This is a genomic window from Thalassotalea eurytherma (genome assembly GCF_030161415.1).
GTDB lineage: Bacteria > Pseudomonadota > Gammaproteobacteria > Enterobacterales > Alteromonadaceae > Thalassotalea_G > Thalassotalea_G eurytherma.
The window spans coordinates 1-14,223 of record NZ_BSSU01000005.1 but is presented as its reverse complement, the minus strand read 5'-3'; the positions used below and the strand labels follow the sequence as shown (position 1 = coordinate 14,223).

At 39.6% G+C, this 14,223-nt stretch carries 14 protein-coding genes; 4 read left to right on the top strand and 10 right to left on the bottom strand.

Annotated features, from left to right (window positions below; genetic code table 11):
* Positions 1-5 precede the first annotated feature (5 nt).
* Both QQK02_RS05290 and QQK02_RS05285 read right to left on the bottom strand, forming a co-directional pair.
* Positions 6-926, bottom strand: a complete 921-nt coding sequence (locus QQK02_RS05290) for a sulfite exporter TauE/SafE family protein (protein ID WP_284206931.1) — start codon at positions 924-926, stop codon at positions 6-8.
* A gap of 12 nt (positions 927-938) precedes the next feature.
* The gene (locus QQK02_RS05285; RefSeq protein ID WP_284206930.1) at positions 939-1,427 is read right to left on the bottom strand and encodes a YcxB family protein; all 489 of its coding nucleotides are present in this window, start codon (positions 1,425-1,427) and stop codon (positions 939-941) included.
* 203 nt (positions 1,428-1,630) lie between these two features.
* Between QQK02_RS05285 and QQK02_RS05280 the strand changes: the two genes are divergently transcribed.
* On the top strand, positions 1,631-2,824 hold the full coding sequence (locus tag QQK02_RS05280) for an NnrS family protein (RefSeq protein ID WP_284206928.1): 1,194 nt from the start codon (positions 1,631-1,633) through the stop codon (positions 2,822-2,824).
* Between the two features lie 16 nt (positions 2,825-2,840).
* On the opposite strand, the gene QQK02_RS05275 is transcribed toward QQK02_RS05280, so the two are convergent.
* Both QQK02_RS05275 and QQK02_RS05270 read right to left on the bottom strand, forming a co-directional pair.
* Positions 2,841-5,054, bottom strand: coding sequence for a dehydrogenase E1 component subunit alpha/beta (locus QQK02_RS05275; protein WP_284206927.1), 2,214 nt, complete (start codon positions 5,052-5,054; stop codon positions 2,841-2,843).
* 40 nt (positions 5,055-5,094) lie between these two features.
* The gene (locus QQK02_RS05270) at positions 5,095-6,282 is read right to left on the bottom strand and encodes an acyl-CoA dehydrogenase (RefSeq protein WP_284206926.1); all 1,188 of its coding nucleotides are present in this window, start codon (positions 6,280-6,282) and stop codon (positions 5,095-5,097) included.
* A 164-nt stretch (positions 6,283-6,446) separates the two neighbouring features.
* Between QQK02_RS05270 and QQK02_RS05265 the strand changes: the two genes are divergently transcribed.
* Positions 6,447-7,274 carry a LysR family transcriptional regulator gene (locus QQK02_RS05265; protein WP_284206925.1) on the top strand — a complete coding sequence of 276 codons (828 nt, stop codon included), beginning with the start codon at positions 6,447-6,449 and terminating at the stop codon, positions 7,272-7,274.
* A 94-nt stretch (positions 7,275-7,368) separates the two neighbouring features.
* Entirely contained in the window at positions 7,369-8,790 is a 1,422-nt protein-coding gene (locus QQK02_RS05260; RefSeq protein ID WP_284206924.1) for a sugar porter family MFS transporter, read from the top strand.
* A 57-nt stretch (positions 8,791-8,847) separates the two neighbouring features.
* Here QQK02_RS05260 and QQK02_RS05255 read toward each other — a convergent pair whose 3' ends face one another.
* Genes QQK02_RS05255 through QQK02_RS05245 form a run of 3 tightly spaced genes read right to left on the bottom strand, consistent with a single transcriptional unit; the run spans position 8,848 to position 11,072 of the window.
* Positions 8,848-9,603, bottom strand: a complete 756-nt coding sequence (locus QQK02_RS05255) for a TIGR04219 family outer membrane beta-barrel protein (protein WP_284206922.1) — start codon at positions 9,601-9,603, stop codon at positions 8,848-8,850.
* A 5-nt stretch (positions 9,604-9,608) separates the two neighbouring features.
* Positions 9,609-10,598, bottom strand: coding sequence for a DUF2333 family protein (locus QQK02_RS05250; protein ID WP_284206921.1), 990 nt, complete (start codon positions 10,596-10,598; stop codon positions 9,609-9,611).
* Positions 10,599-10,607: 9 nt separating this feature from the next.
* Positions 10,608-11,072: a copper chaperone PCu(A)C gene (locus tag QQK02_RS05245; protein ID WP_284206920.1), complete on the bottom strand. Its 465-nt coding sequence runs from the start codon at positions 11,070-11,072 to the stop codon at positions 10,608-10,610.
* Between the two features lie 70 nt (positions 11,073-11,142).
* Here QQK02_RS05245 and QQK02_RS05240 point away from each other — a divergent pair, with 70 nt between their 5' ends.
* Positions 11,143-11,883 carry an enoyl-CoA hydratase-related protein gene (locus QQK02_RS05240; protein WP_284206919.1) on the top strand — a complete coding sequence of 247 codons (741 nt, stop codon included), beginning with the start codon at positions 11,143-11,145 and terminating at the stop codon, positions 11,881-11,883.
* Positions 11,884-11,925: 42 nt separating this feature from the next.
* Here QQK02_RS05240 and QQK02_RS05235 read toward each other — a convergent pair whose 3' ends face one another.
* The 3 genes from QQK02_RS05235 to pspA all read right to left on the bottom strand — a co-directional run bounded on the left by QQK02_RS05235 (position 11,926) and on the right by pspA (position 13,305).
* Complete coding sequence (locus tag QQK02_RS05235) at positions 11,926-12,276, bottom strand: hypothetical protein (protein WP_284206918.1); 351 nt, start codon at positions 12,274-12,276, stop codon at positions 11,926-11,928.
* Positions 12,277-12,294: 18 nt separating this feature from the next.
* Positions 12,295-12,504: a PspC domain-containing protein gene (locus QQK02_RS05230; RefSeq protein WP_284206917.1), complete on the bottom strand. Its 210-nt coding sequence runs from the start codon at positions 12,502-12,504 to the stop codon at positions 12,295-12,297.
* 138 nt (positions 12,505-12,642) lie between these two features.
* The gene (gene pspA / locus QQK02_RS05225; RefSeq protein WP_284206916.1) at positions 12,643-13,305 is read right to left on the bottom strand and encodes a phage shock protein PspA; all 663 of its coding nucleotides are present in this window, start codon (positions 13,303-13,305) and stop codon (positions 12,643-12,645) included.
* Positions 13,306-14,223 lie beyond the last annotated feature (918 nt).

Below are 14,223 nucleotides of genomic sequence, written 5' to 3'. Positions count from 1 at the left end.
CTCATTTAGCTAGTAACTACGCCAACACCACCAATGACCAATAGCCAAAACGCAAAAAACACTTTAAGCCTTTTCGTCGATAATTTTGCAACGAGAGCTTTAGCAAGTACGCCACCAAAAATAGCACCTGGCCCAGCAAATAAAACGACTTGCCAATAAACATTAAAATTAACCAGAGTATGTTGCCCAATAGCTGCCCATACGGTGAAGGCAGAGACAATAACAGCAACGGCAACAGCCATATTGACATCAAACCGACGTATTATCAGATAAATAGCAATCAATTCACCAATACCAACACTTAGCCAAGCAGTAATAGCGCCACCAAATAAGGAAATAGCAACGATCATCAGCCAGTCGATTGCTAATAACCTTTGATGAATGGGTTGTGGTTTAATGACAAGCGCAATAAAAACTATGCATATGCCGAGTAATAAAGAAAACCAACTAAAACTATAATGCAAACTAGAGGGCGGTGATATTGACGCCCCATAAACAGACCACAAACCAACAATGGATGCTAGCGCACTGACTTTAATGACTTGTATAAAGCTTGGCCACTGACCAAAAGGAGCACGTTCAAGTTTATAATGATAAAACCAAGTCAACGCCCCTGCCGTCATACCAAAGCATTGAATTGCAAAACTTGTCGCAATGGCTTGTTGCTCGGTAAACGCCAATTGATTAAACATCGGAATAAAGACAACACCGCCACCTGCACCTGTTGAATTAGCGAAAATAGCACCAAGTACGCCCAGTAAACTAAAAACAACATAGTTAACTAAATTAACGAGCGAGTCTGGTGCTAAAGCAATTAACCCGGCCCAGAAAACCAATAAAAATGCCAAAAACTTCGGATTAGAAATCCGCATTGGGTTTTGATTTGTAATATTTGTTTTAGGGAAAACGGTACTTGAACGACTCATTAAGAACTACATTTAATTATTGTTTGAAATGGCGTGACATTTTTCAGCTACATAAGCAATCGCCTCTTGTGCCAGCCCCTTTTTAGAAAGGTAATGACGATTTCCTGTCTGTTCTAATATAAAACCGTACTCGTTTTCCACAACATTAGTGATGTTTTGCCAATTAAGTTGCTGATTCAAATAGGCTGACGTAATGTTAATGCCCTGTTCATCTAACGTCAGATCAACAGGGTTATTCGCAGCTTTAGAAATTAACTGGCGCCACAACCACCATGTCTTAGCAAACCGAACCGCAAGTGCTTCAACAACGGCTAAACCGATAACAAAATAACTTAAATGGATAAACTTTGCCGTGGTGGCAAATGAAGACGCTACCAAGCCTAAAATCAAGAGTATGATGGCTTTGCGATACGCAGGCCAACCTTGTGGCTTTTGGGCTGTTTGCTCGTAAACTTCCGTATAATATTGGCGATCAAGAATAAATTGATGATGAAATGGCACGTGTATTAATAACTTGTAATTTGAATGTTTGCTAGTGTACCTCAATCTTATCAATTGAAAACAACTAATCGACTTTTTGCTAAGCCACTAAACGTTAAATAGCAAAACGAACTAGCCGTTAACAAATTTAATCTTTTTATAATTAGTAATTAACAAACAAAACAACGACAATGACTTTTACTTACCGATATAACATAAAAAGCATGCTTAATATTGATGATCCTAATGAAAAGCCAACTTCAGCTGCCATTTGGCAACTTGGTTTTCGTCCTTTTTTCTTTTTTGGCGCGTTGTTTGCGGTCATCGCTATTCCAATTTGGTTAATCACTTTATATTTACCGGAATATGCTTGGATACAATTTCCCGCACTTTGGTGGCATCCCCATGAGCTATTATTTGGCTTTGCTTTGGCTATTGTTGCAGGCTTTCTGCTCACGGCAGTAAAAAACTGGACGGGTAAAGCTACTTTTACGGGCACGCAATTGGCGCTTGTTTTTGGTTGTTGGTTAGCTGCGCGTTTGTCTATGTTAATGCCATTTCCTGTGCCAATTGAAGTACCTGCTTTTTTAGATTGCCTATTTATGGGCGCGCTTATCGCCAAGTGTTGGCATTGTATATACAGTGTCAAACAATGGCGAAATATCGCAATTCCAATCGGGTTGATTGTTGCTCTACTGCTAAACTTTGTTAGTTACTATGCGTTAGCCACACAAGACTATACGTTAGCAAGTAACACATGGCTGGCTATGCAATTTATGATCGCCTTATTGATTAGTTTTATCGGTGGACGCGTTATCCCTTTCTTCACGTCGGCAAAACTCAATATTGAGCGTAAAGAGCCTATTGTTTGGTTAGATGCAGTCGCATTTTCTAGTTTAGGATTGCTAGTTATTCTAGTGATGACAGGAGAGCTTCACTCAGAAGTTGGGCGTATTTTCTTACTTATTGCTGCGATAAGCTCTTTTGCTCGCTTGCTACGATGGCAAGTAAAGGCATCGTTAAATGAGCCTATGTTATGGTCGCTTCATTTGAGTTATTTATGTTTGCCCGTCAGTTTATTCATTTTAGCGCTTTGGGAACCAACACCATTTGTCGTTAAGAACATCATGCACTTCTTCGCAATAGGTACGATTGCCGGTGTTTGCCTTTCGATGATCACTCGCGTGTCTTTGGGTCATACGGGACGCAACATTTATCAAGGCCCGAATATGGTGGGCCCGTTTACTTTTATTATTTTAGCGGCATTTATTAGAGGCGTACTGCCTGTAGTTATGCCTGAAGCGACAGCCGAGTGGCACATATTGTCAGGGCTATTATGGTCAGTCTCGTTTTCTCATTTTATTTACCACTTTGCCTCAGTGCTCTTTCAGTATCGCCCTGACGGCAGACCAGGATAAGCACTGACTTGTGACATTATTGTTGAACGAGTTGCTTTGCTCGTTCAACAATCAATTGTGTTGATGGTAATACATGATAGGCCGCACTGCCGAGCGGTATGAAACTATCTTGTGCACACAATCTTGCAACGTGATTCATGTCATAACCTGATTCAGCAATAAGCGTCATTAAGGCTTCAGAAATTGAACCTGTTTGCCTGCATTCATCAACAATTAGCGTATGCTGACATTCGTTAACATGCGCTAAGATACCTTTCTCATCAAGTGGCGCCAAATAGCGTAAATCAACAACACGAAGATCTATTCCTTCTTGTTCTAATATCTGCTGTGCTTGGCGGGCTAAATAGTACCCATTGCCATAACTCAAGATACATAAGCTCCTACCTTGACCACTTGCTTTAACCGTAAGCTGTTGAGACGCTTCAAGTGCGCTTAAAGAAGTTTGTTTTGGATAGTTAAATGTCCAAAGCCCATCATTTTCTTGATGTAAATCTTTTGTCATGTACAAGGCAATGGGCTCTAGGAACACAACAATACGCTGCTCTTCGTGGGCAAGTCGAACACAGTTGCGTAGCATTTCAACACCGTCTTCGCCATTTGAAGGGCAAGCGATAATCACACCAGGAATATCCCTAAATACCGCGAATGAATTGTCGTTATGAAAATGTCCGCCAAAGCCTTTTTGATAAGCCAAACCCGCGACACGAATAACCATAGGGTTCGTGAACTGGCCATTCGAGAAGAAAGATAATGTTGCCGCCTCACCTCGGATTTGATCTTCTGCGTTGTGCACATAGGCGAGAAATTGAATTTCTGGCATCGGTAATAAGCCATTGTGGGCTAGACCTATTGCCCCGCCTAAAATGGTTTGTTCATCAAGTGGCGTATTTACGACGCGGTTTGAACCATATAAGTCATAAAGCTTGTGGGTTACATTATAAACACCACCCTTTTTACCGATATCTTCACCACACATCACGATGGCAGGATATTGACCCATTAAGTCGATCAAAGCCCAATTCAACAATTTGGCCAAGTGTTGTTTTTTCTCTAAGTTATGTCGTTCATGAACAAATAACTTTTCACGTTGTGTTTCGTCAATGATATTGGGCTGCTGCAGCTCACTTTTTGGCGGAATGATGCTCGCCATAACCTCTTTAGCGGTCGCCAATTTCGGTTGAGTTATTACCTGTTGCGCTTTAGTAATCACTAGCTGCTCTATTTCATGATATTTATCAACGAGCGCTTCTTTGGTCATTAGCCCTGAAGCTAACAGCATTCGAGCACTATGTAGCAAGGGATCCTGAAATTCTGTTGCCTCAATATCTTCTAAATGGCGATAAACAAACTCAGAATCGGAGCCTGCATGGCCTAAAAGTCTTATCAATTTAACGTGCAAAAACACCGGTTTTTGATGCTCTCTTGCATAATCAACGGCTTCTTTTGTCATTTTATAAGTGTCTAATACGCTTAACCCGTCACAACTAAAGTATTTAAGCCCACATCGATGTTGATAATTAGCTTCAATCCAACCGGTTGGCGTTGCTGTTGAAATACCAATACCGTTATCTTCACAAATAAACACTATGGGTAAAGGTACAGATTGAAAAGATATCCACGCAGCTGAATTTAACGCCCCTTGCGCCGTTGAGTGGTTTGCAGAGGCGTCGCCAAAGTTACATAGCACCACACTATCGTTCGCTAATTTCCCTTTTTGCTCAATGCGTTGTGCTAAGGGAATACTAAATGCCGTACCTACCGCTTTGGGCAAATGAGAAGCGATGGTGCTTGTTTGCGGTGGAATAAATAACGGCTTACTACCTAGTACTTTATGTCTGCCACCCGAGATAGGATCTTCGCTTGAAGCGGCAAACGAAAGTAGCATGTCCTTAATAATATCGACCTTTGCATTCTTGGCGCGTTGTACCATAAAAGCACCACTTCGGTAATGCAGGAATGCGATATCATCGGGCTTGAATGCTAAACCATAAGCAGCGTTAGCTTCATGACCGGCACTACCAATGGTGTAAAAGCTTTGCTTATTTTTTTGCATCACCCTCGAATATAAATCAAGGTGTCTGCTAATCAGTTGGCTTTCGAACAAATCGAGTATTTGGCTTTCGTTAAGCCCTGATGTTGTCACACTCGTTAAACTCAAGGGCTCTGGAAACTTGCCCGTTTTCACAAAACGAATGAAATTATCTTTTACCAACTGATTTCTATCTGACATAACTACCCTTTTATTATTTTGTTATAGGCATTTGTTCACATTAAAAGAAAGCTTGTAACCCTGTTTGGGCGCGACCAAGTATTAGCGCATGTACATCATGAGTACCTTCATAGGTATTAACGGCTTCAAGATTCATCACATGGCGAATGACATGAAATTCGTCACTGATACCATTTCCGCCATGCATATCACGTGCTTGTCTAGCGATATCAAGTGCCTTACCACATGAGTTACGCTTAATTAGTGAAATCGCTTCAGGCGCCAATAAACCTTGATCAAGCATTCTGCCTGCCTGCAAACAAGCCATCATCCCTGTCGTAATGTCTGTTTGCATATCAGCGAGTTTCTTTTGCATTAGTTGAGTTGCCGCTAAAGGGCGACCAAATTGTTCTCTATCTAAACTATATTGGCGAGCTGCATGCCAGCAAAATTCAGCAGCACCTAGTGCGCCCCAAGCAATGCCGTAACGTGCTTTATTTAAACAGCCAAATGGCCCTGATAAACCTGTAGCATTTGGTAGCATATTTTCGGCAGGAACGAAGACATTATCCATGACGATTTCGCCTGTGATAGAAGCACGAAGTGAAAATTTACCTTCGATTTTTGGTGCAGATAAACCGGCCATGCCTTTGTCTAAAATAAAACCCCGGATAACACCATCTAATTTTGCCCAAACCACAAACACATCAGCAATTGGCGAGTTTGTGATCCACATTTTGTTACCGGTAAGTGAATACCCACCATCAACAGGAGTAGCCCTAGTGCTCATGCTAGCCGGATCTGAGCCCGAATTAGGCTCAGTTAAACCAAAACAACCTACCCACTCACCTGTTGCTAGTTTTGGTAAATATTTTGCTCTTTGCTCTTCGCTACCATAAGCATAAATAGGGTGCATGACCAACGATGATTGCACACTCATCGCACTGCGGTAACCACTATCAACACGCTCGACCTCTCTTGCAATAAGCCCATAAGCAACATGATTAACGTTTGCACAGCCATACTTTTCAGGCAGTGTTGCACCTAACAACCCCATGGCGCCCATTTCTTGCATGATTTCGACATCAAAGTGCTCATTTCGATTGGCATTTAAGACACGAGTCATTAGCTTTTCTTGGCAATAGTCTCGAGCGCTATCTCGAATAATTCGCTCTTCTTCTGAAAGTACCTGATCTAATAGGAGTGGATCTTGCCAATTAAAGGATGGCTTGTGATTGCTTGCCGACATAAAAATATTCACCTAGTTAATCTCGTCTTGTTTGATAATAAAGAATTATTACCTCAAGTAGTAATATATATTTTCTTTATTTATTATAGGTTTTACCTATATCAATAAATTTATCTAACACACTGGTTTAATTGAGTAAAAGCTCAATTAATAATGAGGATGATATGGATTTAAAAGCACTACAGTACTTTATAGCGGTATATGAAAATAAAAGTCTAACTAAAGCGGCAAAGGTGTGTTTTGTGGCCCAACCTTCTATCTCTACAGCGATACTGCAACTAGAGCAAAGCTTAAATACCACGCTTTTTAGTCGTCACCCTCGTGGGGTTATACCCTTGATGAGTGCCAACCAACTTTATCCGCTGGCTAAACAACTTTTAGGCCAAGCAGATGCTGTCAAAAATTTATTTAGTCAAACAAAACAGCATATTGAATTTAAACTTGGTGTTACAAGAGGATTGGGTGTTCAACGAATGAGTGCCCTGCTAAAAGACTTCACAGCAATTTCTGACGATATTGCGTTAAGTTTAGTTGCACAAGATCAGCCTTGTAATGCTCGAATAGTGACGTTAGATGAAGTTAGCCCGCAAGAGCAACACGTTAAACTTTGGCATGAACACTACCTGATAGCACTTCCCTACAACCATGTTTTAGCACTAAAACCGAGTTTACAATTAAGTGATTTAGACCAGCTAACCTTTATATCGCGATCACCATGCTCCGCAGGAGATACACTTGCCCAACTTTGCGCAGAGCAACATATCACGTTAGACGTCAGGGCAAAAATAAGAACCATTGATTATGCACTTGGCTTAGTGAGCGCAGGCTTAGGCGCCGCCTTAGTTCCAGCCTACCCTGAAGTGTTGTCTAAGTCAGATATTGTCTTTAAAGCGATCGATGAGTTTAACTATATTCGCCAAGTTGTTTTCGCCTATGACAAGTTAACCCCTACGTTAAAGCCGTTTACTGACGTGGTGAAAAGGCATAGGTAACGATGAATATTGCAAACGTATGTAATTGCTAGGCTAAATAGTCGCCAAACGTTAAGCTAAGTTAAATTAAAACAATAATAAATAGAGGTTTGCTTTGGTTACACAAACACTTACATCGACAGACGGTGAAAAAGATAATATCGGATTTATCATCCTTGTTAGCATGGTCGCCACAATCGGCGGCTTCTTATTTGGCTTTGATTCAGGTGTGATAAATGGCACCGTTGATGGCTTGGTTAAAGCATTTAACGCCAGCGATATTGGTACGGGCTTTAATGTTGCCAGCATGTTGTTAGGTTGTGCAATAGGTGCTTTTTTTGCAGGGCAACTTGCTGACAGATTTGGTCGAAAAACAATACTAATGATCACGGCGATACTTTTCATCATCAGTGCCTTTGGCTCTGGTATTGCTGACAGTTCAGCGCAATTTATACTCTTTCGCGTTATAGGCGGATTGGCTGTTGGCGGCGCATCAGTTATCTCCCCAGCTTATATCAGTGAAATAGCGCCAGCAAAATACCGTGGCGCATTAACGACTATCCAGCAGGTAGCGATTATTTCGGGCCTTTTTACTGCCTTTATTTCCAATTATTTACTTGCAGATTTTGCCGGTGGTTCAACGGAGGTTATGTGGTTAAGTAGTGAAGCGTGGCGATGGATGTTTTGGATGGAGTTAATACCAGCAGCGTTATTTTTCATACTGCTCTTTTTTATCCCTGAAAGCCCTCGTTTTCTTGTGATTAATAAACGAGAACAAGAAGCTAAGTTAGTACTTGCTCAATTGTATAGCGACGCAAACGTTGAGCATAAACTTAACGATATCTCTCAGTCATTAACACCCGATCGTCATCAACCTAAGTTAACGGATCTACTTTCGAATCAAAAACGACTTAAGCCTATCGTTTGGATTGGTATTGGTTTAGCCGCCTTTCAACAGCTAGTAGGGATTAACGTTGTTTTTTATTATGGCGCTGTGCTTTGGCAAGCGGTTGGCTTTTCTGAATCAGATGCTTTACTTATCAATATTATTAGTGGTGGTGTCAGTATTTTAGCCTGCTTAATTACCATTTACTTTATTGATAAATGGGGACGAAAACCGTTTTTATTAATTGGCTCAATCGGTATGACGATAACACTGGCAATTCTGGTGTATGTATTTGCAAACTCGACGGTCGATCCTCAAGGACATTTAGATATTGGCGACTTTGGTACGTTGGCATTAGTAAGCGCAAATGCTTATGTATTTTTCTTTAATTTATCCTGGGGCCCTGTGATGTGGGTATTGTTAGGCGAAATGTTCCCGAATCAAATGAGGGGTTCAGCATTAGCAGTTAGCGGGTTAGCGCAATGGCTGACGAATTTCATGATCACCATGACATTCCCTATTATGCTTGCTGGTTTAGGTCTAGCTTTCGCTTACAGCGTTTACACTGCCTTTGCTTTTATTTCTATCTTCTTTGTCTACTACTTTGTGAGAGAAACCAAAGGGAAAGAGCTTGAGCAAATGACGGAGTAACGACAACTAAAAACGGCGCTAAAAAGCGCCGTTTTACATTGATAAATAACCTATCAATTAAAAGTGTATTTCTGCACCTGCATAGGCACCTTTGAAATCCACGTCTGCATATAAATCATCAACATCTTCGATATCTAAAACAACTTGACGGTAACCTACAAAAATATTGACATCAATTGCAATGTTATCAATCAGTTCATAAGCGATACCCGCTTGTGCGTCATAGAAGGTATGATCATCAAAAGCCAAGAAATTCGCTTCGCCATAAACACTTAAACCAGTAAATGGTAAACCGATTTGTGCAGCACCATATAGCATAGGTACAATGCCAGAGAAGTCGTCATCAGCGCTCAATGTTACGCTTTCTACTGTTCCTTCAACACCTGCAAAACCATCAACATCACGACCTGTTAAACCTAAATCTAAGCTTACTAAGCCATTGTCTAAAATTTCATAATAAAGCGTATAGTCGATATAGCTAAGATCAAACGTTGCATCAACACTTGAGCCAGCAGGGAATGTTTCACCTTGAAAACTAAAGTCTTCATCAAGTACCGTTTGACCTTGCGTATCAAGGTCTGACATCGCTAACTTAATATTTGGAACAAGTGGAACAGGATGTTCAAATGCAACATAAAAGCTGGTTTTCTTATCGTCTTCTAAATTGAAATCGACTAAGTTATTTTGTTCACCAAACACACCTGTTGCTTCTTGGTCCCAGTAAGAACCACCAATATAGATGCCTAAAAAATCTGCGTGAGCATTAGCCGACAGCAATGCTGCACAACTTGCTGCAATGAGTGCTTTTTTCATTGTTATTACCCTTGACTAAGTAAAGTATTAAGATCAATCAGCGCTGCGTTGGCGCGTGAAATATAATTTGCCATCACCAGTGAATGATTGGCTAACATGCCAAAACCATCACCGTTTAAAATCATTGGACTGAAGACTGACTGCTGGCTAGCTTCAAGTTCACGAATAATTTGCTGCACGCTCACTTTTGCATTCTTTTTCTCTAACACGTCGTTAAAGTCTACTTCGATAGCTTTTAAAAAGTGCAATAACGCCCAACTTGCGCCACGAGCTTCATAGAAAACGTCGTCTATTTTCCACCAACTTGTTTTCACTTGCATTGATGGCGCGCTGTACGTAGATTGCTGAGCAACACTATCACCTGCTAAATCAACATTCAATTGATCTCTGCCAACACTTGCACTTAATCGTTGAGAATAACTCCCTAATCTTTTTTCTACTTCTTTCAACCAGTCTCGCAAATTATCAGCTCTAGCATAAAACTGTGCTTGCGATTGTGATTGAGTTAACGCTGTACGATACAAGTAAAGCTCTTCTATCGCTTTACTATATTCACCCTCTGCGCTAGGAATTGCCCAGCTTCTATGATCTATATTAAATCTAGGCTGTGCTTTTTGTAGGTATGGATTTTCCGTTGACTGTGACTGAGAGCGACTAAATTCTTGTCTCATTACTAATGACATATCGCGCACCATTTCTAGCGCGCCAAATTCCCATGCAGGAATATTATCCAAAAAGACCGAAGGTGGCATAGCGTCATTTGATAAATACCCGCCAGGCTTTTTCAACAACGTTTCAGCTACACGAATTAATGCGGTAGTGGTTGTATAACCGACAACCGGCTTTACTTGCTCTGTTTTAGCATCCGCAATAACTTCTTGCTGAATATCAATCGCAGCGGGCTCAAAACTCCAATAAACACCAATGAAATAGTTAATAAAAAAGATTGCAGCTAGTGAGTAGCCAATCATTTTAGGAGAAATTTTATCTGTCATAACATACCCTTAATGGTGTTGATGAGAATTAACTTGTTTAATACTTTTTACAGGCAAATCAATTGTAATTGGCGGATGCTCTTCAAATAATAGCGTGAGTTCAACACTTTGCCCGTGTTTAAGTGGTGACTTAATATCAAAGGCCATGATATGTAAGCCTGCAGGTTCTAACGTGACGCTGCTATTGGCTGGAATAATGATATTGTCGACCTGCCCCATTCGCATCATGCCATTTACCATAGTGTGTTCATGAAGTTCGATTTTTTCACTAAACAAACCTTTAGCACCAATAAGAATAATCTCAACATTATGGTGGTTTGTAATTTCCATATAACTTGATGTCACCGTTGTACCTGGGATGAGTTCCCGCATATATTGGTGACTAACTTCAACTTCACCAGCCACGACTGGTTGAGCTGTAAATATTGAACTGGTAATCACCAAACAGCTTAAAAAAGTCATTAATTTGTTCATTTTTATCCTATACATCCCTTTTCAAAACCACTAAGTTACTTTTATCTATTGTATCTAAGCTTTTAATAAAATGAATGATTTAATTCTCAGTGACATCAAAAACCATATATTAACTATCACTATTAACCGTTTTGACAAACAAAATGCGTTGCTAAACGGTATGTATTTGTCTTTGTCAGCTCTCTTTGAACAAGCAGAGCAGGATGACAATATTCGCTGTGTCGTTATCCAAGGGAACGATAATTGCTTTAGCGCAGGTAACGATCTCAATGATTTTCTTAACTCTACAAATTCAATTACTGAAGGCGGCGGGTACCAGTTTATTCAAAAACTAGGTAAATTTAATAAGCCACTTATTGCCGCTGTTGCGGGTAATGCAGTAGGCATTGGCACTACATTGCTATTACATTGCGATATGGCTATTGCTGCAGATAATGCTAAATTCATGTTACCGTTTGCCCAGCTTGGTTTGTGTCCTGAAGCAGCGTCGAGCTATTTGCTACCTAAATTAGTTGGCCGAGTAAAAGCGTTTGAGTTACTTGTTTTGGGTGACAACTTTGATGCTCACACTGCGCTGGAATTAAATTTAATTAATCAAGTTGTAGCACCAGAAGCGTTATTAGAAACAGCTCAAAACATTGCTAACCGATTAATTAAAATACCGCCGCAAGCATTACAAAAATCTCGTGAGTTAATTGCAGACGGCTGTAAACAAATTACCGCTGAAATCATGCACAAAGAGATCCTTGAATTTGAAGCCCTACTTAACACTCCTCAAAGCAAAGCAATATTGAAACACCTTGCTAAATAACCCAAACAAAAGCACCGAACAGAAAACTGCTCGGTGCTTTTATCAATGTTGAAACTGTTTAGTTTGAGATTTTTTATCTCGAGTAACTAAGTAAATAACTAGTGCCATCAAAAGTACTGGCCAAAACACGCCAATAAATGCCATTGCGATACTACCTATTACAATAGTGGCAATAAAAATTGCACCACCAAATACACTTAATACAATAGCCAACGCTACTAACATTAGAAGCACTACGACAATAGCTGAGACACTAATTGCTTGAAGTGGTGCTAAATGATGGTCGTCAATCATGACATTCAGATCAAAGAACTCAAGAAACCCCATTCCAAGCGCATAGGTCAAAAATATCGTCGCGAAAATTGCTAATAACAATGATTTGAAAAAAGACATTTTTGACTCCTTAATAGTTTAGCGATTTGGAATTAATACGGCAGCAACTATGTATGCTACACCGGTGACAACAGGGAGCATGAAAAATGCACATACTGCTGCTACACGAACTAATAACCTTGGTACATTGTAGTATTTAGCAATACCACCACATACACCTGACAATTTTTTATGAACGACATCTTTTGTTAATACTTTTTTTACGCGATATGAGTTGCGATATTCCATACATTTCTCCTTAAATATTGCGGCAATGGTTTTCGTATCCCTGAATAGCCATTGCCACAAATAAAAACATTACTAACGGGGAGCCACAAACAATTAATAGTGTTGTTAAGTATTCTGGCACCATAGTGTTCTCTCCTATTAACCGTTAGCAACTTTTGCTTTTAACGCTTCTAGCTCGTTATCAATGACTTCTTGATTTTCCAAATCTCTAAACTGGCTTTCCAGATCATTTGATTGCGTAAAATCATAGGCTTCTACTTGTGCTTCTAAGCCATCAATTTTTTCTTGGTAACGCTCAAACTTTTGTAACGCATCTTCGATGTTGTGGACCGTTGCTTTTTCGCGCGCTTTTAAACGAACTTGAGCTGATTGTTGACGAATTAAAAAAGTTTCTTGCTTGCGTTTAGCTTCATTTAGCTTCTCTTGAAGTCGTCCAGCATCCGCTTGGATATCAACTAAAATTTCATCTACAACTTGCATTTGATTTTCTAGTTCAGTTTGTTGTTGAGCGACTTTTTGCTTTTCAACTAATGCCTGCTTGGCTAAATCATCTCTAGATTTTTCAACGGCTAGTTGCGCCTTTTGTTGCCAGTTTTCAACTTGACGTTTAGCATGCGCTAGCGCTCTTTCAAGTTGTTTCTTTTCAGCGATGTTTTTTGCTGCACTTGAACGCACTTCAACTAAGGTTTCTTCCATTTCTTGGATGATTAGCTTCAACATCTTTTCAGGGTTCTCAGCTTTATCTAGCATGCTGTTGATATTGGCATTAATGATATCTGCAAATCGTGTAAACATTCCCATGTTCTTATCCTCTTTAGCTTTAAATTAATTGTTCAAACATCTGATTAAGCATGTTTGTTACTATTGATAATTCAATCGTTGTGCCAACTTAAATAAAAAATATAACCCTATGTTTTTTATAGCTTTTTAAGGGATCTCATTAAAAAACCAAACTTTACGACATAATATGTCACACTACAATTAAATTAAAAAAACTATTAATTAGTAAAATTGACCACACTAAAAATAAACTAACTAATAGCTAAATTTTTTGTCGTATTCATCACTTTCTACTGGCCAGTATTGATAAAGAGCAAGGTAGCGCATGAAGAGGCTCAACAACTTAAAGTCGGCATTAATTACCTGAGTAAAAATATCTACCAATTAAGAGCTGAGGGTTACCCTATTGAGACATTTGATGTTGTTCGATAATTGCTTATTAAATAGTTAATCGCGACCGGAAAAAGCGGATAGACTCACTTAAGCTGCAGGATGGAGCAGCAGTAGCGAAAAGAAAAACATGGGATATCGACAAAAAGTTGTATCCAACTTGATAAGAAAGATCAAAGAATAAGATATGAAGGTGGAAAATTTAGATGTGTATTAAGAAGAACTATAAACAAAAAAGCCTGAATGAGTTTATCAATCAGGCTTCTAGTTCAGCATTGGTAGAGGTACTTCATCATCCTCAAACCAACTAATGACCAAAGAAAATATAATCAACATGGCGGCAGGCAATAGTGTGATTAAAAATATACTTATAACACTAATCATATGCGCACCTATTCGATTTCAGCTTGCTCAGATACTTCACTTACCTCTTGTGTATTATTAACTAACATATCAACAGAGTTATTTATTAATGGAACACGAAAATTACTAATTGCCGTTAAAATATCTTGGCGTACACTTGCTTGCATAGCGTTTTTAACATCGATA